Annotated in this window: 21 protein-coding genes; all 21 read right to left on the reverse strand. The window is 33.3% G+C overall.

The features are described 5' to 3' along the window. Positions 1-5: 5 nt before the first annotated feature. Positions 6-1,943 carry a nucleoside-diphosphate sugar epimerase/dehydratase gene (locus tag AAT17_RS01860; protein WP_060522678.1) on the reverse strand — a complete coding sequence of 646 codons (1,938 nt, stop codon included), beginning with the start codon at positions 1,941-1,943 and terminating at the stop codon, positions 6-8. Between the two features lie 69 nt (positions 1,944-2,012). After that, a complete protein-coding gene (locus AAT17_RS01865; RefSeq protein WP_060522679.1) occupies positions 2,013-5,297 on the reverse strand; it encodes a T9SS type A sorting domain-containing protein in 3,285 nt (1,094 codons plus the stop codon). 500 nt (positions 5,298-5,797) lie between these two features. Then, on the reverse strand, positions 5,798-6,937 hold the full coding sequence (locus AAT17_RS01870) for a DegT/DnrJ/EryC1/StrS aminotransferase family protein (RefSeq protein ID WP_060522680.1): 1,140 nt from the start codon (positions 6,935-6,937) through the stop codon (positions 5,798-5,800). Positions 6,938-6,963: 26 nt separating this feature from the next. Further along, on the reverse strand, positions 6,964-7,494 hold the full coding sequence (locus tag AAT17_RS01875) for a sugar transferase (RefSeq protein ID WP_060522681.1): 531 nt from the start codon (positions 7,492-7,494) through the stop codon (positions 6,964-6,966). Further along, positions 7,484-8,077 carry an acetyltransferase gene (locus tag AAT17_RS01880; protein ID WP_060522682.1) on the reverse strand — a complete coding sequence of 198 codons (594 nt, stop codon included), beginning with the start codon at positions 8,075-8,077 and terminating at the stop codon, positions 7,484-7,486. Before AAT17_RS01880 ends, AAT17_RS01875 begins: the two co-directional genes overlap by 11 nt. 3 nt (positions 8,078-8,080) lie before the next feature. Then, positions 8,081-8,683, reverse strand: a complete 603-nt coding sequence (locus AAT17_RS01885; RefSeq protein WP_060522684.1) for a sugar transferase — start codon at positions 8,681-8,683, stop codon at positions 8,081-8,083. Further along, positions 8,683-9,921: a glycosyltransferase family 4 protein gene (locus tag AAT17_RS01890; protein ID WP_060522686.1), complete on the reverse strand. Its 1,239-nt coding sequence runs from the start codon at positions 9,919-9,921 to the stop codon at positions 8,683-8,685. The genes AAT17_RS01885 and AAT17_RS01890 overlap by 1 nt, the downstream gene beginning before the upstream one ends. Then, a complete protein-coding gene (locus AAT17_RS01895; protein WP_060522687.1) occupies positions 9,921-11,150 on the reverse strand; it encodes an O-antigen ligase family protein in 1,230 nt (409 codons plus the stop codon). Before AAT17_RS01895 ends, AAT17_RS01890 begins: the two co-directional genes overlap by 1 nt. A 6-nt stretch (positions 11,151-11,156) precedes the next feature. Further along, the gene (locus AAT17_RS01900; protein WP_060522689.1) at positions 11,157-11,657 is read right to left on the reverse strand and encodes a DapH/DapD/GlmU-related protein; all 501 of its coding nucleotides are present in this window, start codon (positions 11,655-11,657) and stop codon (positions 11,157-11,159) included. Further along, positions 11,641-12,882, reverse strand: a complete 1,242-nt coding sequence (locus AAT17_RS01905) for a lipopolysaccharide biosynthesis protein (protein ID WP_060522691.1) — start codon at positions 12,880-12,882, stop codon at positions 11,641-11,643. The genes AAT17_RS01900 and AAT17_RS01905 overlap by 17 nt, the downstream gene beginning before the upstream one ends. Then, complete coding sequence (locus tag AAT17_RS01910; protein ID WP_060522692.1) at positions 12,882-14,246, reverse strand: hypothetical protein; 1,365 nt, start codon at positions 14,244-14,246, stop codon at positions 12,882-12,884. The genes AAT17_RS01905 and AAT17_RS01910 overlap by 1 nt, the downstream gene beginning before the upstream one ends. 27 nt (positions 14,247-14,273) lie before the next feature. After that, positions 14,274-15,284: a pseudaminic acid synthase gene (gene pseI / locus AAT17_RS01915; protein ID WP_060522694.1), complete on the reverse strand. Its 1,011-nt coding sequence runs from the start codon at positions 15,282-15,284 to the stop codon at positions 14,274-14,276. 5 nt (positions 15,285-15,289) lie between these two features. Beyond that, positions 15,290-16,288 carry a GNAT family N-acetyltransferase gene (locus AAT17_RS13040; RefSeq protein ID WP_082586877.1) on the reverse strand — a complete coding sequence of 333 codons (999 nt, stop codon included), beginning with the start codon at positions 16,286-16,288 and terminating at the stop codon, positions 15,290-15,292. Further along, positions 16,288-17,025: a hypothetical protein gene (locus AAT17_RS01925; protein WP_060522696.1), complete on the reverse strand. Its 738-nt coding sequence runs from the start codon at positions 17,023-17,025 to the stop codon at positions 16,288-16,290. The genes AAT17_RS13040 and AAT17_RS01925 overlap by 1 nt, the downstream gene beginning before the upstream one ends. Beyond that, positions 17,003-17,791 (reverse strand): SDR family NAD(P)-dependent oxidoreductase, encoded by a 789-nt coding sequence (locus AAT17_RS01930; protein WP_060522698.1) that lies wholly within the window; start codon positions 17,789-17,791, stop codon positions 17,003-17,005. The genes AAT17_RS01925 and AAT17_RS01930 overlap by 23 nt, the downstream gene beginning before the upstream one ends. After that, positions 17,782-18,612, reverse strand: coding sequence for an aldo/keto reductase (locus tag AAT17_RS01935; protein WP_060522700.1), 831 nt, complete (start codon positions 18,610-18,612; stop codon positions 17,782-17,784). The genes AAT17_RS01930 and AAT17_RS01935 overlap by 10 nt, the downstream gene beginning before the upstream one ends. Next, positions 18,605-19,795, reverse strand: a complete 1,191-nt coding sequence (pseC, locus tag AAT17_RS01940; RefSeq protein ID WP_060522702.1) for a UDP-4-amino-4,6-dideoxy-N-acetyl-beta-L-altrosamine transaminase — start codon at positions 19,793-19,795, stop codon at positions 18,605-18,607. Before pseC ends, AAT17_RS01935 begins: the two co-directional genes overlap by 8 nt. Before the next feature lies 1 nt (position 19,796). Next, positions 19,797-20,825: a UDP-N-acetylglucosamine 4,6-dehydratase (inverting) gene (gene pseB, locus AAT17_RS01945; RefSeq protein ID WP_060522704.1), complete on the reverse strand. Its 1,029-nt coding sequence runs from the start codon at positions 20,823-20,825 to the stop codon at positions 19,797-19,799. Between the two features lie 6 nt (positions 20,826-20,831). Continuing rightward, on the reverse strand, positions 20,832-22,049 hold the full coding sequence (gene wecC / locus AAT17_RS01950; protein WP_060522706.1) for a UDP-N-acetyl-D-mannosamine dehydrogenase: 1,218 nt from the start codon (positions 22,047-22,049) through the stop codon (positions 20,832-20,834). Further along, on the reverse strand, positions 22,039-23,157 hold the full coding sequence (wecB, locus tag AAT17_RS01955; RefSeq protein WP_060524941.1) for a non-hydrolyzing UDP-N-acetylglucosamine 2-epimerase: 1,119 nt from the start codon (positions 23,155-23,157) through the stop codon (positions 22,039-22,041). The genes wecC and wecB overlap by 11 nt, the downstream gene beginning before the upstream one ends. Before the next feature lie 71 nt (positions 23,158-23,228). Continuing rightward, positions 23,229-24,506: a nucleotide sugar dehydrogenase gene (locus AAT17_RS01960; RefSeq protein WP_060522708.1), complete on the reverse strand. Its 1,278-nt coding sequence runs from the start codon at positions 24,504-24,506 to the stop codon at positions 23,229-23,231. Between the last annotated feature and the right edge of the window lie 16 nt (positions 24,507-24,522).

Genomic DNA, 24,522 nt, shown 5'->3' on the forward strand with positions numbered 1-24,522 from the left:
GTAATTTAATTTTTGTCTAAGGCCTCAAAGATACTGTTATTGCTCTTGAATTCAGGTACAATTTCCTTCAATTTGGAAACAATACTTTCATCATTGCAACCTAAGGTAAGCTGTTTTAAGTCCTTGATATTATTCTGTATGTCGGTATATGGGTATGAGTCCACCGTTGCTACCATGATTTTTTCATGGTGCGTAGGTAAAGTAGTCGATTCATCAGTTAACAATTCTTCGTAAAGTTTTTCACCAGGTCTTAAACCTATGACGTTTATTTCTATATCAACATTCGGTTCAAATCCAGAAAGCCTTATCATACGCTCTGCCAGATTCATAATTTTCACTGGTTTACCCATATCAAACACAAAAATCTCACCTCCTTTACCCATAGTCCCAGCTTGGAGAACCAATTGACAGGCTTCTGGAATAGTCATAAAAAAACGTATAATATCTTTATGAGTAACTGTTACAGGTCCACCTTCTTCAATTTGCTTTTTAAAGAAAGGTATCACCGATCCATTAGAACCAAGCACATTACCGAATCTGGTAGTTATAAAAGTAGTTTTGTGTTTTTCTTTTTGTAGGGACTGTACATACATTTCGGCACAACGTTTACTCGCACCCATCACATTAGTTGGATTAACAGCCTTATCTGTACTTACCATCACAAATTTAGACACTTCATACTTAACTGCTAAATTTGCCAGATGTGTGGTTCCCAAAACGTTTACATTGATAGCTTCCTTAGGATTGTGTTCAATTAAAGGAACATGTTTGTAGGCAGCCGCGTGAAAAACTACTGAAATATCATTTTTCTGAAAAATAGACTCTAATCGGTGATGCTCTCTGACATCGGCCAAAAGAAAATCGTATTCTTGCTCAGGAAATGCTTTTTTCACCTCTATTTCAACATGATATAGTGGTGATTCAGCCTGATCTAATACCAAAATTTTCTTAGGCTTGTAATTTGAAATTTGTCTGACAATCTCACTTCCAATAGATCCTGCTCCTCCAGTAACGAGGATTGTTTTACCTCTTAAATATTCATTAATTTTATCATCAGATAATCTTATCGGATTACGCTCTAGAAGATCTTCAATTTGTATTTTCTTAATACTTTCATTGACATTAGAGGATCCGTCTAGCTCATCAATTTTAGGAGCATTGAACACTTTAAGTCCTTTGGCTAGTAGACTATCGACAATTTTATTCTTTTCCTTGCGAGAAATCGTATTATCAGCGATAATAACTCCGCCTATTTTCAAGGGAGCGATATTCTCAAATAATTCATCATCGTTTTTAAAAACACTCTTACCTTGAATCTTAATTCGGCCCATCCTTTTAGAGGAGCTTATGAATCCTTTTAAGTTGTATTTTGCATTATCCGATATGGAAATTGCCTCAGCCAAAGCAATAGAATTATCATTTACGCCCCAAATTAGGACATTAATGGACTCCGTATTGATAGTAGAAAATAGCTTATAGAAACCTTTTACGGTAAATCGAAAAGCAAATAATAAGGTAAAAGTCACCATAAGATCTACTAGTAAAAAAGGAACTAAATAAATCTTTGAATGAAAAGTGAAGTAATACAGATAATTAATTATTAAAAGTAAAAGAATGCTCGAACTACAAGCAACCGCTACTTTAAATAAATCTACAAACGTACTGTGACGAATTAAACCAGAATAGGTGCTGAAAATAAAAAAGAACATCAAATAACTTAGACCAACAGTTAAGCCTTGTTGCTCTAGAGTAAGTACATGATAAAAATTAGGGGTAATGCGGTTAATGATCGCAAAACTCAATAAAAAAGAGATAAGAACTATAGTGAGATCTATGGTAAGGATCACCCATCTAGGTAGGTAATTCAAATTTTTAAAACTCAAAGAGCTTTTCTCACCCCACAAAACATTGGCTGATCGTTTTTTAAAGTAATTCCACTTCATGCCGCAAAAATAAAGAAAAAGGTAATCCGTACGGATTACCTTTCCTAATTATTCTCAAATTTTGTAAGATTACTCAACCACAATTTTTTGAGTTGCTAGGGCACCATTGGATTCCAATTGCACCAGATAAACACCCGACTTCAAATTCGTAATTAACAATCCATCATTCATAATCTCGCTACCTTTTTGGATATTAGTAGTTAAAACTCTTCCTCTTAGATCGGTTACACTCCAAGAGTATGATGATGATGGATTTAAACCATTCATTTTTAATACCTCACCGTTACTAATAGGATTTGGATACATGGTTACTGCTTTCGCGAAAGCGATATCACCTTGTCCTAATGTCACAGTAGTAAACTTGATGGTAAACCTGTTTGTGAAACTAGAGGTAGTAGCAGGATCTTGGGTAAACACGTACGTATTATCTGAAGCAGTTAATACCTTTTCAGTATTAGTATAAGCATCTTCTAAAACTACTTGTAGATTAGTACCTGTAAGCTGTAGGTCAAGTGAGAGCTCATATTGAGCATTTATTAATCCAGATAAATTCAACGGAATTTCCATCCCATCAAATGGCAAACCATAGGAGTTTATCGCGTAATTTTCATTATTATCTTCAATCCAAATGCTTTCATTAAGATTCATGAACTTGGTCATAGTAGAAGAAGTAGGATTAGAAAATTTAGCAATAGTCCCATCTACGGCGGCGATAGTTGTTCCGTTAGTTATTGGACTCAAATTAACTCTAAAGTAATCCATACTACTAGATCTATAAACAGCATTAGTTTGATTACTAGCAATCTTGTGAGTCTCTTTAAATGTTATTTGTGGATCAAAAGGAGCTGTACTATCATCGCTTACCTCAACAAATACTGCCTGAGTAGGCTGTAAATTTTCATCAACTTGTGAACCTGCCACCGTATTTATTCCTAAACCAAAGTCATAGGATACGTAAGCTCCATTAGTTTGAACAGTTGGATCCCAAGCGTAGTAATTAGCTGCATTAATATCAGTTGTTCCACTATCTTGTAAAACCAAATCGAAATCAACCTGTGAAGGATATGGATTTCCAACAAATAAGAACTCTCCGTTAGATAAGGTATTTGAAAAAGATTTTACCACATCTCCTGTTTGTAAACTTCCTTTAGTTATTAATTTAGTGTTCGTTGCGGTTTGAGTGGCCGATGTTAAATCTACAGATCTGTCACCACGAATAAATAATCTTAAAGGGGCACCGGCACTTAAATTTAAATTATTTGTTGCTGCTTCTGCATTCCATGTTTGGGATGGCAAGTTGTCAAAGTTAAAAATGGATGGATTGTTTGTTGGTGACTGATCAAAACCGTTGGAAACCATTCCACCTGTAATTTGTGTTCCTACATTATCCTGATAACCAGCATCTCCTGGATTAAGACCCGATTGTTGCCATTGATCAAAAACCGAAGATGTCATGTTTACTGGTGAAGAAACGAATCTAAATACCCGTCTAGCTGGAAAAAATTGCTCCACTATTAAATCACCGTTCAATGAGCCATTTGTAACCTCTGCAACATAAGCGCTTGTTCCATCTGAGCTTGATAGACTTAAGTTATCATTGGTGGATACCACACCATCTACTAGATTAACAAATTCCTTTACGCTACTGCTTGAACTAACAATTACATCTCCCAATACAGTTAAAGAATTAACGTCTCCAAAAAGTCTTGGGCTTTCTGAAGTTGGGTTAACTACAAGTTGGATATTATCAATAGCTAATTCATCGGAACTATTACTACCACTATCATTTGACTCCCAAGCGATAAGATAGGTTTCACCATCTAAAATGGAAAGACCTGTGATATCGGCTGTCACAAAGTTACGTTCCCACTCTTCTACGGCATCTTGTCCAATTCCCGTTTCTATAAAAGAATCAGTAACTGAAGTAAGATTCGTTTTTGATGGACCGTGAGCAAGTACTAAACTGTTTGTTCTATTTTCATTGTTTAAGAAGTATGCATCGTAAGCAATTGAAATATCAGTTACGGTTTCACCTGTATCGTTTCTAAATTTAAAATAAACGGTACCTGGAGTAAAATCTGAGCCTGTAGGTTGAATTCCAAGTGCTGTATTTCCTGCACCTAGATCAAAGGCATACAAACCACCACTACTCACGCCACCTGTAGTTTGACCTCTGGCATAATCACCTGAAGTGTAGTCAGCATCAAAATCTGTATCTCCATCACTAAATCCGTCAAAGGAGAAAGTATTTGAATCTAATTGACCTGTTGATGGAAGTTGAGCTAAACCGGATCCATCAAAACTACCGTTATTAACATTTGCTACGGTGTTACCAAAATCAATCGTATATCTAACATCTGTATTTGGAACACCAAAACCTTGAGGTTCTGGATCAAAGACTTGATAAGAAGCTTCGATAGTAGTAGTAATCTCTGGACTAGCATTGTCGTCAGTAGCTACGATTTCAAAAAACACTTGAGTACCATTAGCTTGAGCTGGAATATCAGCAGTATAAGTATCACCTGACACAACAGTCATGGCGATGGAGTTCCCCAAATTTCCACTCGAAGTACCCCAATTTAATAAAACGCTCGCTATTCCATCGTCATCAGTAACATCAGCACTAATGGTAACATTATCACTTGATGTTGGCGTGCTTGGAGAAACGGATACATTAGCTATACCAGGAGCTGGGTTACCTCCGACTGGAGTACCTCTTACAATTATATTATCAACTCCAAATGCCTCGTAATTATTACCTGAATCACATATTATTCTAACATTTAAAATACTTCCCGTCGATCCCAAGGTAGCTTTAACTGTCTGTAGGTTAAAAGTTAAAACCAATCCAGTAGCCGAATCAGTTGTGCCTACACCATTATTAACTTGTAGTACCAGTGGATCGTTTGTACCATTTGAATGACTAAATTCAAGTAAAGGTTGCCACGGACCTCCATCAAAATTATATTCCACAAAAAGCCCATCAACATCGTCCCAGTCATTAGGAACTGCACCAAAATCAGCTAAGATCTCAACATCTGTTGCATTTGAAAGTGAAATAGGATCTAATAACAAAATTCCTGGATTTCCTGAATTAATTACATTGGGAGCACTTCCAACAAAAAGTGAGCTGTTGGTAACATTCGTATATAACTGTGAACCACTCTCATATATTGATGTATTAGTAGCTACGGCATTGCTAAAATACTGATCACCAGGATCAGCATCTGGCGTTTGATTTGGTGTATTGGTATATCCTGTTTGAGAAACTTCAAAATCTTGAGTGTAGAAGACCGTTTGAGAGTTAGAATACAAACTAGTAAATAAGACAACTAATAGTAAAATTCTTTTCATACGTTGATTAATAGTTAATTAGATCTCAAAAATAGTCTGTTTTTAACTCTTATTTATGCTCTGAATATTAAGGTTATATTAAATAAGACACCTCAGGTTGTTAATAGAAAAAACCGATCAGTTTGTCGGATAATTCGGATAAATTGCAAAGAACAAACAACCACTTATCGAATAAGTTTTGAAATCACAAAACGGGACTTCGTATTAGTTACCTGCTTTGATTCCTTAGGTAAAAATTATAAACTATTAGTTTTAAATGAGATAACATTTGTATTAACTAACCAAAATATAAATCTGCTTAGAACCAATTTAAAAAAATCAGATTTAGAATAATGTACTAGAATCATCTAGTATTCGAAACATTAAAAGTCACTATCCTTTATTAAAATGAAATCACTATCACTATGTATACTGACTTTTTTGATTGTTTGAAACCAATTAAAACAAGGCACTACGTAATGTTGTAGTATAAGAATTTTTATTTGCAGTAACGAATTTTGTTACTTAAAAAGCTTACGAACCACTTCCTCTATTCGACTTCTATCTGAATCGGTTAAGTTAGATCCCGAAGGTAAACACAATCCATTTTCAAATAGCCTTTCACAAACTCCAGTTCCATAAAATGGGTATTCTTGATACAAAGGTTGCAGGTGCATAGGTTTCCATAAAGGTCGAGATTCTATATTCTCTTCCTCAAACCCAAGACGTAAATCCTCTCTTGTAATACCACCTGATTTTATAGGATCAATTAAAATAGCACTTAACCAATGATTACTGTAAAAATCAGAATTTGGTTCACTTAAAAGTGTAACCCCAGGTATTTGATTAAATAATTTGCTATAGAATTGATGCATTTCCCTACGAAGGGAAATATGCTTGTCCAAGACCTGCATTTGACCACGTCCTATTCCTGCACTGATATTACTCATTCGATAATTATATCCAACTTCACTATGTTGATAATGCGGTGCATTGTCTCTAGCTTGCGTGGCTAGAAAAACTGTTTTTTCCTTTCTGTCTTTCGAAGGTACTACCATCGCACCACCACCACTAGTAGTAATAATTTTGTTTCCATTGAAACTCAAAATCCCATAGTCTCCAAAAGTTCCGCACTTTCTACCCTTGTAGGTGCTTCCTAGAGCCTCGGCACTATCCTCAATGACTGTGAGTTGTTTCGCTTTCGCGAAAGCGTGAATCTCATCTATTTTATAAGGCATTCCATACAAGTGAACAGAAAGCAAGGCTTTAGGGGTTTTTCCCTTTTTAACTCGGTCCTCGTAAGCTTGCTTTAATGATTCAGGACAAATATTCCATGTCTCTGGTTCGCTATCCACCATAACAGGTATAGCTCCTAAATACAATATAGGGTTTGTGGTACCACAAAAAGTAAAACTTTGGCAAAGCACCTCGTCTCCTGGTCCTACGCCAGCCTGAATCAAGGCTAAATGTATGGCCGCAGTACCACTACTTAAGGCTGCAACGTGAACATTTTCTCCTTGGTAATTTTTCAAATCTTCTTCAAATCCATTAACATTAGGACCTAATGGTGCTACCCAGTTTGTATCAAAAGCTTCTTTTACAAAGTCTCGTTCAGTTCCTCCCATGTGTGGAGAAGACAACCAAATTTTATCCTGTGACATAGAAATTTATTTGTGGCAAAGATAGCCTAGTTAAAAAGAGATTTTATAGTTAGGATTATGATTTTTAAATCATAGAAAAACGAGCGTTTCTCCAAATATTCTAAATTCATTCTTACCTTATCTGGAAATATGACAGTATCGTTATATTCGAGTGGATTTACTTGTTGAGAAAGTAATAGCTCTTCATTTCTATATTTGATAGCGGCAAGGCTGGTTAATCCAGGTTTCAAAAGTAACACTTTGCGCTGTTCTCCTTTAAGATTATCGTAGTAGCCAGGGATATCTGGCCTAGGACCTACAAAACTCATTTCACCTTTAAGGATGTTCCATAATTGAGGAAGTTCATCAATTTTATACTTTCTTAAGCACTTTCCGATTCGGGTTACTTTTCCATTCTGCATGGTTTTTAACTTGTAAATTAGAAAAGGTTCGCCTTGTTTACCAATTCGATATTGAGTAAAAATTAAACGTGATGAAAATATAACTACAAAAAGTAGCGGTGGTAATAAAAGTAGTAATAACAAAAACGATAGTACAACGTCAAAACTACGCTTCATTGCCCATTTTTATAATTCGTGCAGGATTACCGACTACCGTACAATAATCTGGTAAATCCGATATGACTACAGCTCCAGCTCCTACCCTACACCATTTACCTATTTTTATTCCTGGAATCACAACTGCATTTGCACCAATGTGGGTTCCTTCGCCTATGGAAACGTTACCACACAATGTTGATCCAGGTGAAATGTGAGCAAAATCTTTAATTTCACAATCATGTTCAACCGTAGCATTAGAATTAATAATAACATGTTTACCAATCGTAACTGCACTATTTACAACAGCACCTGCCATTGTAACACTACCTATATTTATAGTACTATCATTTGCTATAATTGATCTAGGATGAAATAACTTTATAAAATTATTATCTAGATATTTAGTACTTATAAATTTTCTTACCCGATTATCTCCTATTGCAATGATTAACTTATCAACCGAACTGTTTTGTTGAACTGGGTGATCGCAAAAAGTATTTATGTTACTATTGTCATCTATAAATCCGCTCACGCATATTTCATTGAGTCTGAGAATATCTAAAATCACCTTGCCGTGACCGCTAGCTCCGTAAATATACATAGATTAATTTCCTTTAAATCTTGTAGTTGTTGCCTGTCCTTCCGCAGATATACCTTCTGAAATAAATACTTTTTTAACTGTTTTAAAAAAAATTTTTAAATCTAAAATAAAGGATTGATGATCTACATACCAAACGTCTAATTTAAACTTTTCTTGCCAGCTTATCGCATTGCGTCCATTAACTTGTGCCCAGCCAGTAATTCCAGGCTTAACTTCATGCCTTCGGGCCTGCTCTTTAGAGTATAGAGGAAGGTACTCTGGTAATAGAGGCCTAGGACCTACAAAACTCATATCTCCCTTAATTACGTTTAACAGTTGTGGTAATTCATCCAATGAAGTTTTTCTTACGATTTTACCTATTGTGGTTAACCTAATATTATCTGGATAAAGCTCGCCATTTTCGTCTGTTTTATCATTCATGGTTTTGAACTTGATAATATTAAAATAATTACCGTTTTTCCCAGGTCTTGTTTGTATGAAGAATGGTGAGCCTGAGTTTGCTATAGTCAGTAAAACTAGAACAGCTATAAATATTGGTAACAAAATTATTAGTGCTAATGCTGCAAAAAAAATGTCTGAAGCAGGTTTTAAAAAGTTCTTGTACATTATTTCATAATCGTTTTGATGTACTCTAAATACCTAGTAGCTAAAACTGTTCTGTCAAAGTTAATTTTGGCGTGGTGATAGCCGTTAATTCCCATTTCTAGGAGACGTTTCTCGTTAGCCATTATCTGTCTAATTCCTTGAGCAATAGCACTAGCATTTTCTGGTTCTACGTAGATGCCACAATCTGCCTCTTCGATAAGCTCTCTACTTACACCATCAATCGCTAACAGCGTAGGTTTCTTGCAAGACATGTAGTCAAATGTTTTATTACTATAAATGGTTTTAAAGGTATCCACTTTTTTAAGTACAGATGCTCCCATATCTGAAGACAAAATGTATTTAAACACTTCGGCTTTGGCAACGGGTTCTCTAAATATAACATTATCTAAACTACGGTTGTTTTTTTCTTCAATTAATTGATCCTTACGCATACCAGAACCTATAAGTTGAAAAACAATTTTGGTGTCCTTTAACAATTCTGCTGCATCTAGTAATTGAATGAGATGATTTGCAACACCATGAGCCCCTACATATGTTATCACGAATTTGTCCTCTAAGCCTAAACCTTTCTTAAATGCCAATGCATCAAAATCTGCTTGGACGGTCTCTGCCAAAGAAAAATCTGCTGCATTAGGTATAAAAATGATTTTATCGCCTGGAACACCTTTTTCTATAAGTTTAGTACGGAATGCTGGTGTCAATACATTTATAAGTTTTGCTTTCTTGTATATAAAATCCTCAAACCAATAAGCAAATTTTATGATTAGCTTATTCTTTAAAACACCTGTATCTATGGCGCTTTCTGGCCATAAATCTCGTACTTCAAACACAAAAGGTAATCTTTTCAACAGGGACAACACATAAGCCGTAATCCCAACAAATAATGGTGGTGAAGTTACTAAGATAACATCATGCTTAGCTTTTACTTTGAATAATCCTGCATAAATACTGCTGAAGACAAAAGAAAAATAAGCCCATAATCGTCCTAAGAAACTAGAATTATAACTTTCTGAAACATGACAACGAATTACATCCACATTCTCGTAGAAATTTTCATCCTTAAAAACGAACTTACCCTTGTATCGTTCTTCTTTTTTTCCCGTGGCATAGTGAACCATACCTGCAAGAACCGTAACTTGATGTCCTTGGGCTGCCCAAGATTTGGTCATTTCATTAAAACGAGAGCCACCACCATCGTTTTTTTCTAGAAAATATTGATGTATGAGTAGTATGCGCATTACTGTTTTATTAAAATTCTATTTCTAACATTTTCAGTTTGAAACAAATAATAGGAAAAGGCAATAATAAAAATAAAAGGATAATTGGAGAATGCTCCTGATAGTATTGTTGAAAAAATAAGTGCTGCTATGTAAAATGATAAAACTAACACAGGTTTAAAACCTTTTGAATTAACGGTAGCTGTTTTTATAAATACTATAAGTCGCCAAAACAACCAAATACCAAGTATTCCTAACTCTACAATCATTTGTAGTAAAATATTATGAAAACTTTTTGCAGAAAAATCTTCTTGCCCTATTACAATCTTATCTAACATTAATTGAAATGAATTAGCAGGACCTATACCCATAAAATAACTTTCTCTTAAATCGATAAATCCCCATATGTAACTATTAATACGTGTTGTAAACGAACCTATGCGGTCATATTCCTGTAAAGTGATAATTCTAGTTGTAGAATCGACCAATAAGTCTCTAATAGTAATTTCATCAAAAAGTGGAACGTCAATAAATTTTACTAATAAAATTAAAATCAATGGTACTATTATTACAATCCACAAAAATCTATATCTATAAAAACTATTATTCACTAAAAAATATGCTGTAAAAAAAATAAATAACCCTATAATCAGTAATCTTGCATCGCTATAAACAATAAAAAAAAGACCTAATAAAATCCAAATTATTTTTTTTATTATATTCTTTTCAATTAAAAAATAAATAGGTATGAAGACAGCAAATACGGTAGTAAGTTCGTTTTCATTCCAAAAAAATATAGATACCATTGGAGAGCGGTCTTGTATATTGGGATAAAGTCCACCAAAAAATAATTGAATGAAACATAGAACAATCATCACGTAATAAAACCGTTCAAAAAAACGATACAAAAAAACTACGCCTACCTGTTTCACAAAATAATCCATAAGGTAAAAACAAAATGGAACCAAAACATAATGTAATGAAAAAGCAAAATTAAAACTATTATATGGACTAAATTGTAGGCTAACTATGTAAGAATAGAGAACAACAAATAAACCGAAAAAAATAAATTTAATCATCCTTACCTTATCATCATTTAACATTTGAATAATAACAAATGGTAAGAAAAGTCTAAATGCAGTTAAATTTCCTTCTACTCCATATTTTAATGTTGCGTTGAGATATGATAATATCAAAATGAATGATATCCATATCTCCTTATTTGTATATGAAACTATTTTACTTAACATGGATGATTAAAAAAAACTCCTATTGTCTTTTAATTCTTTATAGTGGTTTTTATCTCGCTCTTTGAATTTTCTAGCGGGATTACCTCCAACTATAGCTAATTCTGGAACGCTAGAAGACACCACGCTTCCAGCTTGAATAATGCAGCCCTCTCCAAGTGTTACTCCACCAAGTATAATTACGTTCATACCAATCCATACGTTATCTTCAATAATCACATTCTTATGGATTAAATTTTTATTATAAGGAATTGAATCTCCTTGATAATCATGATTTGATGTAAGAATGATTAATCTTTTTCCAGAATGGAAGTTATCACCAAAAATAACTTCGCCTTGACCGTAGATTTTACAACCATTGAAATTAACATTTTCTCCAAATACTTCTTTACCATTGAATTTACATATTCCATTTATATAGCAATCAGAATTTAGTAGTTTATTATTTTGAGTAAAACCATAAAATTTAAGTAGAAATTTAGATTTTAAGCTTTTAAGTAGCTTTTTCATGATACTGATTGGGTTTTAATTTAACTAAAATAAAAATCAAGATAAACGACACCAAAGTGGCTATACCTGCACCTAAAATACCAATGAGAGGTACGAGAAAAATGTTTAGTAATACCGTTATGACTGCGGAAATAAGTGTATAAAGACTTAATAATTTGGTACGTTTGATAAATAAAAAATAATTTGACTCAAATTTGTACAAAGATAAGAATACGTTTGACAAAAGAATGATGAATATCAATTCGTTAGCAATTTCATAGGATTTATTGTCCAAAATATAGTCTTTAACAACTAACCACCCTACTCCCAAACATATTGCGATAAAAGGGATTGCGACATAAATTGCAATTCTTACCTTATTGATTAAAAGTAGTTTACCTTCTTTCATCCATTTAAAATAAGTAGTTACCCATGCTAAATTAAAGCTCGTGTAGAAAAAGCTAATTGTCATTCCTATTTGATAGGCTACTGCATAATTACCTAACTCAGAATCATCAAGGTAATAACTTATAAAAAAACGATCTCCTATGTTTAAAATATAACCAGAAAGCATATGTAAAACTAGTGGAAGACTATAAATTAAAGCGGATTTAATTAAAGTCGAGTCATAAATGAATCTATATTTCAACTTATAAAAAATGTATATCACTAAAAAAGAACAAATGATACTTGAAAATACTATTGGATATACTCTCATTCTCCAGTCTAAGAGATTTAAAAATTTATAGAGCAAATAAAGTACTATTAACTCGATTAAAATATTAAGTAATCTTACAGCGAGATAATGAAAAGGCTTGTTTTTTAGTCTAAATATTACAAGTAAACTTTCTCTGTACTGAGAAAATAAAAAATTGACAATAACTAAAATCAACATATTCAAGTAAAAACTTGAAATAAAACTTGAAATAAGTAGTATTACGATTATAGAAGCTAATGATGTACAAGTAATAAATACTTGTATAGAAATGACAAAAGATTTAAATCTTCGTTTATCAAGATCATAATAAAACCTTGCAATGGATTGGATTGTACTAAGTCCTAATAATGGAATAGCAACCATTGAAAAACTCCTGAACAAATCAATCTTTCCGTATTCAGATGAATTTAGATTATCTACTAAAAAAGGTAAAAGGATGAGAGGAAGTCCGGAATAGAATAGATTAGTGATACCATAGATTATTGTTTCTCTAAGTAATTTATTGTTAAAAACAAGCTTTAAGTTCATCAATACTCTATTCTAGATACTGCTAATTTAAAATTCTCCATCACGTCCACAGAGAATATTCCTTCAATTTCATTCGTAGAAGGGGTTATAAATTTATTATTCAAATGAGTATCATATAAATTCTCTGCTGATTTTATGTAATTCAAAGATTTTAAATTGGGATAATTTTTTCGGAAGAATGAATCTTTATCTTTTTCATATATATAGGTAGGCTTATTTAGGAATAATGCTTCCAAGGCACTAGTGGAAACCATCGTTAATATAGCATCTGTCGCTACGTACAATTCAAATATATTAGCCTTATCAATATCTATGATTTGAACATTTTTCGTACTAACTAAATCAGGAACAGGATGTCTAGGTAAAAAAAGAACTTGAATATCACTACTTAATTGCTCTAATTCTAAAGCCAATGCATATAGTTCATGAGAATCATTTGTGGTTGCAATAAAAAGTATCTTTATTTTACATTCTTCTATGACCTTTTTTAGATATTTAGACTTATAAATGTTTGACTTATGTTTTAATTTCCATAATGAATAAGATCCAACAGGTATAATATGCTCTCTCTTGATATAATTTAAATGGCTAAGACAATTCTTGTCATTCAAACCATAGGTAAATACATAATCTGGCTTGAAAATAGAAGATGAAGTTTTTAAAGAACTATTATATGAGGGATGAGATGGATAAATTATACCATGTTGCAGTTCTATAGTCTTTATTTTATATTGTTTAAAAGCATAAGTGTAACCATAATAACCATTTGGATAAACCAAATAAACTAGTTGAGGTTTATAAATAAATTTAAGAAAAAAACTCATTACATAATACTGCCCTATGAATCTTTTAATCAAAGGAACAAAATCAAATTCTACTCCATAATATTTTTCCAACTCATAAAGTTTGGAATTAATCTGCAATTTATTTTTTCTAAATAATAGAAAACCTATTAAGTAAGAGAAAAAATAAAATAAAGAATCGGATAAAACACTATCTTTCGTTGGCGATTTGTGATCAACAAGCACAGGATTCTCTATAAAAAGAACATCGTCATTTTCTTCACTAACTATTGATGCTACCCTATCATAGTAAATATCACCTATCTTTTTTCTTCTTTCAGCATTTGAAAACACCCAAATGTTTTTTCGCCTAAATACATTTAAACTATACTTTAAAGCATTCTTTAATAGGCGAATTATAATTTTTTTATTTAAAGCTATTTCAAAATTACCCGAATTTTGCTTTTTTCTTATTAAATAAACGATGTGATTCCTAATGATGTATTTGATATCAATACCATCATAAGAACAATTGATAAGAAGTAGCTTATCGTCAAGCCTATTGTAATCCTTTAAATTCATTAAAATGAGATTAGTTCAATTGTATTGCTATTCAAAATATTCCCAAGACAACGCCGTACCTTTGCTTAGACTATTAGTTACTTTTTTACCCAATATATTATAGTAGTATTTTGGGTGCAAACCAAAACCAGGCCTTATTGATTTAACATTATCACTTGTTAGTATTTCTCCTTTTTTGATATCTTGAACGACATATAGTGATCTTGAAAATTCCCGACTTTGTCTTTTTTTATCATCTATTGAATAATCTACTTCACCTATCGATTTTTCAGCAATGCGCACAGCTTCTACCATTTCTTTAAACTCTCTCTCATCTAAAGAAAAATGAGAATCAGGACCACCTATATCCTTATTTAGGATAAAATGTTTTTCAATAACTGTTGCACCCATAGCTACTGAAACAACAGGAACTACTATTCCTGTGGTATGATCAGATAAGCCAGCTTTAACATTAAAACGCTGCCTTATATCCTTTATCATAATTAAATCTGCATCTTCTGGCATTGCTGGATAAGCACTAGTACATTTTAATATTGTAATATCGTGGTTACCCACTTCACGACAGGCACTTATCGCTAATTCTATATCTTGTATATCTGCAATCCCTGTAGATATAATCATAGGTTTCCCTTTAGAGGCTGCGTACTTAATAAGCGGTATGTCTGTTATTTCAAATGAAGCAATTTTATATGCAGGTACATTTAATTCTTCTAGAAAATCAACTGCAGAAAAATCAAATGGAGATGAAAAACAATCTATACCTAATTCATTAGATAACTCCATTATAGGCTTATGCCATTCCCATGGCAAGGAAGCCTCTTTATACAAATCATATAAATATCTTCCATCCCAGCTTGTTCCCTGATTGATCTTAAAATCTGGCAATTTGCTATCGATTGTTATTGTATCTGCGGTATAGGTTTGTAATTTTATAGCATCTGCTCCAGCTCTTTTAGCAGCACGTACGGTTTCCAGAGCGATTTCTAAACTTCCACCGTGATTTGCTGATAATTCAGCAATGATATACGTAGAATTCATAATATTTAAAGTTCTAATTTAAATAAATAGTCACTATTTTGAAGGTATTCAGTAAAGTCTAATTTTCTGAAAATATGGAGTGAGGCAGAATTTTTCTTCATTACCGAACCAGTTACAACTCTTACATTGCTATTGATTCTTTGTAATTTTTCAATTCCTTCCTTCAGTATTCTAGTACCATAACCTCTTCCAAAACAGTTTGGGTCTACTAAATAACTTAAGTTTGCGATTTTATCTTCTATGTCAAAACGAATTGAGCCAATCACCTTATCGTTATCAAAGGCCATCAAATAAATACAATTACTATCATTCAATTTTCTTTGATACCAATCAAGATGGTCCTCATATAATACCTCATTTTTATTAAAGGAAAATTCACGAACCTTTTCATGATTAACCCAATAAAATGCTTTATCCTTTTCTTCTGGAGTCGCCTCTTTAAGATTAAATGCTCCGTTCCATGAACTATGGATTATTACGTCTTCAAAATTTTGTGAAATGTAACAGTGGTCCTTTAAGATAGCATCTTGAGTAAACCCAGCCAATTCCAATGCTACATACAATTGAGGCCTAATGTCGAAAGCATAAGTGTAAATCTTATGAAGACTCAATTCTTTGAATGCAACAAGCTTTATCAATCTCAAATATTCCTTCCACAGACTAATAAAATTTTCTTTTTCTAATTTAGTATCCATAATAAAGGATATTTCAGCATTTTTATCAATCCAGTTAATATGTACTAAACCGCCATAACCAATACATTTATCCTCCTTTAAAAAAGAAAATAATATTTGATTCGGATTATCTTGAATAAAAAGCTTTGAAACTACTTCATTAAAATATGAGTCTTGTGATTCTTTAGTTAAGGGTTCTGATTGTCTGAGATGGAAAATCTGTTCATTTCGCCACTTCATGATATCATACCGATCCTCATAACGTATAGGAACTAATTGATAACAACCATATGAGAATATCTGATTATGTAAAACCTTATAATTATTCATCAACTTAGCTGTTTTAGATTTTCATTTATTGAAAACAACCATTTATTCTTTTCATAATGCTCCAACACAACTTCTAAATCAGAACGATCATTATTATGCTCTATAACAGTTTGTATTGCCGACAGTACAAGAAAATCCTCAGGATAATCAATGGTACATCTTAAAGTAGCTTTTATATCAAAAGAAAATTTCATGCATTTATTAGGTAAACTATTTCTAATAAAACTGGTGACATGTTCTCTATCAGATTCCTTTAATGTTTCCTTTTTTAAAGACAGTAATAAATCTTTATGAACTATTTCAAAATTCATCCCTAATGGCAATCCATTTGTGTAACAGTATTGTTTATCAGAAACAAAAAATTCACCTAAAAAAAGTCTTAATTCAGGTATAGATATTAATGGATTATCCGCTGTAAATCTCATTATATGATTCCATTCTGGATGCTTTTCGGCGATAGCCGTGAACCTACTTAAAACATCATCTTCACTACCTCTAAAACAGTTAATGTTTAAGTGTGAACAAAGAGTTGCAATTGCGTCATCTCTTTGATGTGCAGATGTGGCGACGTATATCTGTTCTGAATCAAAAATTCTTCCTATTTTTTTTACGATTAATTCTAGTAATGGTGTTCCTGTACCAAAAGGAAATGGCATTAAGACTTTACCAGGAAGTCTGCTGGAACCCATCCGAGCTTGAATGATAACGCCAGTTTTATTTAATTGTCCATCCACCATCTACAATGAAATTTTGTCCAGTGATATATGAAGCAGCCTCTGACATTAGAAATGTAAAAATCCCTGCTAGTTCTTCTGGCATACCGATTCGACCTAAAGCTGTTTTATTAGATAAATTTTCTATGAACTTCTTATCTTCCTGAACGGTTTGCGATGGGAAAGCTCCTGGCACCACTGTATTTACTAAAACATTATGCTGCCCTAAATAACTCGCATAATATCTAGATAATTGGGCAACACCTGCTTTGGCAGCGCCGTAATGAGGTGGATTTAAAAAAGCTGGTGAATCATTATACACCTCAAATTCAGGTGATTGTATACCATACATTGATGAAACATTCACTATTTTACCACCGTTAGACTTCTTAAAATATGGAATAATATGTTTAATACAAGCGTATACAGATGTCAACGTTCCTTCAAGACCATTAGTGAAATCATCTAAAGTCATATTTTCAGGAGAATTTCCAGTGAGATAGAAAGCATTATTTATAAGACCATCAATATTTCCGTATTTAGAATAAACTTCTTGGAAACAAGCTATAATCGAATTTTCATCAGAGATATCTAAATATTCAAATACGATTTTATCATCCGTTCCTGAAAAGGTAGAATGAAATTTATCTTCAGTCCTTGCAGCAACTATAACCTTTGCGCCATGAGCACATAAGCTCAGTGCTATTTCTCTACCTAAATAACCGTAACCACCAGTTAAAATGATATTCTTACCTTTTAATTCTATAGCTTTTATTTTACTTAATTCCATAAAGCTGGATTTAAAACATTACCTGAAATATTTCGATCTAACTTTGACAGTTTTAAAGCTTGATTTAACGATTGTAAGTTAGTTTCCAATTGAGATTTATTTTGTACGCCAATGACCACATAATCAATAAATTCCTGATTTACAACATAGTTAAGTAATTGACCAGCCAATTGATCTCTAAAACGTTTCTGTAATTCTAATATTAGATCTTGCACCTCTTGAAATGAATTAGTTAGTTCGGTAATACTCATAAAAAAAAGTCCTTGTAGAAAAGTAGATCGTGAGTGGATTTCAACATTATACTCTTTAAGTTTAAGGCAAATGGCTTCAAACCTATTGTCAAAATAATTGAAAGGAATTTGAACAAGATCAGGAATAAAACCCGATTTCAAGGTACGTTCAACCTCATCTACTGACTGATATGAAAATCCTATTTTTTCAATTTTACCATCATTTTTGTATGCCTTTAAGATTTCCCAATCGTTTAATGATACTGAATTTGCCCTATGTGCTAAATAGCCGTATAATCGATTAACTTTCAATTGACTTAAAGATTTACGCAAACTATCAGGTATATTGTTCATACCATTTTCTGGTAAAAACTTTGAAACTATCTTAAAAGAACTCAAGTCCTCATTGCCTAAAACAGCCTCGGCATTTCCATAAGCACTTGCAGTGTCTATTAATTCTATACCAGTATTTTTAGCAAAGGTGATAATTTCCTGAACCGATTTCTGATTAGGTTTCCCTTCTTTATTTGAAATACCATAATCCAGTCCAAACTGTACAGTACCTAAAGCTATTTTTGATCGCTTACTCATAAAATTTTGATATGAGCTCAATCACTTTTGACTGCTCATCATCTGAAAGTGTTGGGAACATCGGTAAGCTAATACATTTAGAATAGTAACTCTCTGCATAAGGTAAATCACCTTCTTTCCAGCCAAACTCTCTATAATAAGGCATTAAATGACAAGGTATATAATGAATTTGAGCAAAAATTCCATTTTGCCTTAAATAGTTATATAACTCTAATCTATCGTCAACCTCTATAACGTAAAGGTGATAAGCATGACCTTCTATAAAACCTGATTGACCATGGATAAACGATTTATTGATAAAAGCCTCATTATAAGTTCTTGCGATTTGAATTCTTCTTTGTATTCCTTGATCAGCTCTTTTTAATTGACTACTTCCTAGCGCAGCTTGAAAATCAGTAATTCTATAATTATATCCTAAATCCTGCATTTCCATATACCATCCTGGGTATTCTTGTGTTTCCGCTTTCGCGGAAGCGAACTCCTTACTATTAATATATAATGAATCGTCCTTTACAATACCGTGTGTTCTTAGACTGAGTAATTTTTTATATAACCTTTCATCATTAGTTGTTATCATTCCTCCTTCTCCACAAGCAATATGTTTAACTGGATGAAATGAAAAGATTGCTAGGTCTGCAAACTGTCCGTTACCACAATGTTGTTTATTTCCAGAACTATCTATAAAATAACCTCCTGGAGAATGACAACTATCTTCAATAATCCAAAGACCATATTCATCGGCTAAAGCTCTAAATGCTTCTAAATCGACCGCTCTACCAGCAAAATCTACTGGAATGATACCTTTATACGTACCTTTAGGAGATGCTTCTAATAACTCACGAACTTTGTTTATATCAAGTAAATAGGTTTGGGGATCGATATCTGCAAAAACTACTTCACCACCGCAATATCTTATACAGTTTGCACTAGCGGCAAAGGTAATAGGAGTAGTAATTACCTTGTCACCTGGGGAAACCCCTAATGCAAGAGCATTTAAATGAAGTGCAGCCGTACCGTTAGATACCGCCACAGCAAATCTAGCCCCAACGTAATTAGCAAATTCTTCTTCAAATTTATTTATCCTAGGACCTTGAGTCAAATAGTCTGCTTGTAAAGCTTCTACTACAGCATCAATATCTGATTGCTGAATATTTTGTCTACCATATGGAATACTTACTGACATATTACACTGAGAAATTAGGATCTACATGCTTTTTAACTAACGCTCTCAAACTTTCAATTGACTCCCATTCTGTATTAGTACCAGAATCATAGGCAAATCCATCTTCAACATCAACTCCATTAAATGCCTTTTTATACTCCTCTTTGGTATATCTTGAATAGGGAGAAGGTTGTGGTAAAATAACATAATATTTACCTATATCAACAGTATTGAATGAATCAGATGCTGTAATCATTTCTTCATGAAGTTTCTCACCAGGTCTTACACCGACTTCTTTTTGTTCCAAGTTTGGAGCAATCGCAGTTGCAACATCAGGAATTCGATAAGACGGTATTTTAGGAACAAATACTTCTCCACCCCAAGCGTTTTCAATAGCATAGAAAACCATTTCACATCCATCCTCAAGCGAAATGTTAAACCTTGTCATCCTGTTATCTGTAATTGGTAGAAAAGACTCTCCGTCCTTCTTCTTCTTTAAAAAGAATGGCATAACAGAACCGTTAGACCCCATAACATTACCATAACGAACCACAGAAAATTTAATATCTCTATTTCCTTTGATGTTGTTTGCAGCAATAAACAACTTATCTGAAGCCAATTTTGTCGCACCATATAGATTAATAGGTGCTGCTGCCTTATCGGTAGAAAGTGCTACTACATTTTGAACATTTGATTCTAGAGCTGCGTCAATTACATTTTCTGCACCGTTAATATTTGTTTTAACACACTCCATGGGATTATACTCTGCAAGATGTACGTGTTTCATTGCAGCAGCATGAATAACAATATCTATTCCTTCAAATGCTTTTTTAAGTCTATTTTTATCCCTTACATCTCCAATAAAATATCTGATTTGAGGATACTCCGACTCACAAAATTCTTGAGCCATTTGAAAGTGTTTTTGTTCATCTCTCGATAAAATCACTAAACGTTTTACTTTTGGACATCGTTCCAAAATAAGTTTAGTAAACATTTTACCAAAGGATCCTGTTCCACCTGTTATTAAAATTGATTTATTGTCTAGATTCATTTTCTATTAAATATTAACTCCACAAAAATCTAAGATGATTTTATCAGATTGATTAGGTAATGTTTTAAATTCATCGTGCGCCACTAGATAGGCTATAATATCTGCTTTGTTATAAGCATCTTCATAATCCGTAAGTTTAAATACTTTATGATCACTAATATTAGGTTCTACGATAAAATAGTTTTCGTCGTTGGCATCTTGCAAGACCTTTTGAGCGATATATTTCGCAGGCGATTCTCTTAAATCGTCAATATTTGGCTTAAAGGCTAGGCCCATTATAGCAATAGCAGGTTTTCTACCATGTTTCAATTGGAATTCTAACTTAGCACTTTTAATTTTTTCAGCACACCAGAAGCTTTTATAATTATTAATCTCTCTAGCCTTACCTATAATTTGTGACTCCATAGGAAAGTCTGCTGTAATAAAATAGGGATCTACTGCTATACAATGTCCACCTACACCGCATCCTGGTTGGAGTATAGTTACGCGAGGATGCTTGTTTGCTAAATTAATCAACTCCCAAACATTAATTCCTGCTTTATCACAAATCAAACTTAATTCGTTTGCAAATGCAATTTGAACGTCTCTAGAAGAATTTTCAACCAATTTACACATCTCGGCAGTTCTTGCATTGGTAGGATGTAAATCGCCTTTTACATAAGCACTGTAAAAATTTAGAGCTTTTTGTGTGCTCTGCTCATTAATTCCTCCTATCACTCTATCATTATGCACCAGTTCATGCATCACATTACCTGGTAACACACGTTCTGGACAATAAGCTATATAAATTTCTCCTTTTAATTCTGGGCGTTCAGAATAAATGAGTTCAGCCATTTTTTCGGTAGTACCTACAGGCGAAGTCGATTCTATGATATATAAATCGCCTTTTTTAAGTAATGGAATAATTCCTCTAGTGGCCGATTCTACAAATGAAATATCTGGTTCGTTCTTATCTTTAAAAGGCGTGGGAACCACTATCAAATAATTATTAGCTTCTACTGCTTTTGTAGAAGCTTTTAAAAACCCATCCTTTACAGCTTTGGCCACCGCAGAGTCCAAGTCTGGCTCTACTATGTGTATTTCACCCCTATTTATCGTTTCAACAACATGTGGGTTAATATCTACTCCATGTACGTGTACTTGATTAGAAGCTATAAGGGCTGCGGTAGGCAAACCAATATACCCCAAACCAATCATTACTACTTCTGGTTGATTACTTGTCATAATTAATTATGGTATCTACAATTCGTTTACATGCTTTACCATCTCCATAAGGATTATGCAAAGCACTCATCTTGTCAAATCTTTCTTTGTTATTTAATAGATCGATTGCCTCTGAATAAATTAATTCTGGATCTGTACCTACTAAAATAACTGTGCCTGCTTCAACAGCCTCAGGACGCTCTGTAGTGTCCCTCATGACCAAAACAGGTTTACCTAAACTTGGAGCTTCTTCTTGTACTCCTCCGCTATCTGTAATGATGATCTTACTTCGATTCATCATCCATATAAAGTCTTGATAGGCTAACGGATCAATTAAGGTAATGTTATTTATGTCACTTAAAATTCTATTAACGGGCTCTTGTACCTTAGGATTTAGATGAACGGGATAAACTATTTCTATTTCTGGTTTGGCTAGTGCAATATTTTTAAGTGCTTCACAAATATTTATAAATCCCTGCCCGTGATTTTCTCTTCTATGTCCAGTTACCAGAATAAGATCTCGATCATTAAGTTTTTCATCTAATTGTTGAATGAGCTCTGACGGTTTCTCATTCACTTTGTCAACGCTACCGATTAAGGCGTCAATAACCGTATTACCAGTAATAATAATCTTTGAAGAATCAACATTTTCACTCAAAAGATTACTAGCACTTGTTTGTGTAGGTGCAAAATGTAAATCTGATATGCGCCCTGCAATTTGTCGGTTCATTTCTTCTGGAAACGGTGACCACTTATTAAAAGTTCTCAAACCAGCTTCTACATGACAAACTTTAGATTGATTATAAAAAGAAGCAATACTCGTCGCCATGGTAGTAGTAGTATCACCATGAACAAATACAAAATCTGGATTAAAATCTTCTAAAACTGATTTAAGCTCACAAATTATATCGGCAGTCAATCTATAAAGATTTTGATTAGGCTTCATCAAGTTCAAATCATAGTCTGGCTTTATTTCAAAAAATTCCAGAACCTGATCTAACATCTCCCGGTGTTGAGCCGTCACACAAACTTTGCAAGAAATGCCTTCCGTATGTCGCATTTCCTTAACGAGCGGTGCCATTTTAATAGCTTCTGGTCTGGTACCAAAAACCACCAAGCATTTAATCATTTTAGACATTTCCCCTTTTTAAAGTTGCAAAAGTAGGTTTATTTTCTCTATTATTATAAAGTATCAAACTATTATAGCTTGCCATTTGATTTTGTACCTAAAACATTTTTTACGTCGTAAATAATACTTTCTTTTTCTAAATACTTATTTAAATCAATATCAAGATACTCCTCATGTGCAACCGCTAGTAATATTCCTGAATAACGTTCTTTCTTAAATTCTTTGTGTGAGTAGTAACCGTACTCTTCAAATACTTCATCTGGGTTTGCCATAGGATCATGAACACTTACATCTATCCCGTATTCTTTCAAATTTTGAATAACGTCTACAACTTTAGTATTTCTTATATCTGGACAATTTTCTTTAAATGTTATTCCTAGAACTAACACCTTGGCATCTTTTACCGAAATATTTTCAGCTAACATGAGTTTAACAAATTGCCCTGCTACATAAGCACCCATGCTATCATTCATACGTCTCCCAGCCAAAATAATCTCAGGATGATAGCCTACTTCTTGAGCTTTTTGTGCTAAATAATACGGATCTACTCCTATACAATGTCCTCCTACTAAACCTGGTTTGAATGGTAAAAAATTCCATTTGGTGCCGGCTGCTTCAAGAACTGCATGTGTGTCTATTTCTAACAGATTAAAAATTTTAGCTAATTCATTAACAAAGGCAATATTGATATCTCTTTGCGAGTTTTCAATAACTTTTGCTGCCTCAGCAACTTTTATAGTTGGTGCTAAATGTGTACCTGCGGTAATAACTGACTTATAAAGCTCATCAATTTCCTGACCTATTTCTGGAGTACTTCCTGAAGTAACTTTCAGAATTTTATCAACGGTATGTAACTTATCTCCTGGATTAATACGTTCTGGTGAATAGCCCGCATAAAAGTCAGTATTAAACTTAAGACCACTAACTTGTTCCAATACTGGTATACACTCCTCTTCAGTCGCTCCTGGGTAAACCGTAGATTCATAGATAACAATATCTCCTTTTTTAAGTACCTGCCCAACCGTTTCACTAGCTTTTTGAAGAGGTATTAATACGGGTCGATTATTTTTATCAACTGGTGTAGGAACCGTGATAATGTATATTTGAGCGTCTGCAATATCTTCTAATTGAGTAGTACAATACAAGCCATAAGAATCATTTGACTCATTTTTAAGCACTTTCTGAAGTGTTTCTTCATCTACTTCAAGTGTGCTATCTTCACCCTTATTAAGTTCATCTACCCTAGCTTGATTAATATCAAAGCCAACCACATCGTATTGGGTAGCAAAGAGCCTAGCTAAAGGAAGTCCTACATAACCCAAACCAATAACACAAATTTTCTTATTCATTCCTCGTTTGTTTTTA

This window comes from Nonlabens sp. MIC269, assembly GCF_001430865.1.
Taxonomy (GTDB): domain Bacteria; phylum Bacteroidota; class Bacteroidia; order Flavobacteriales; family Flavobacteriaceae; genus Nonlabens; species Nonlabens tegetincola.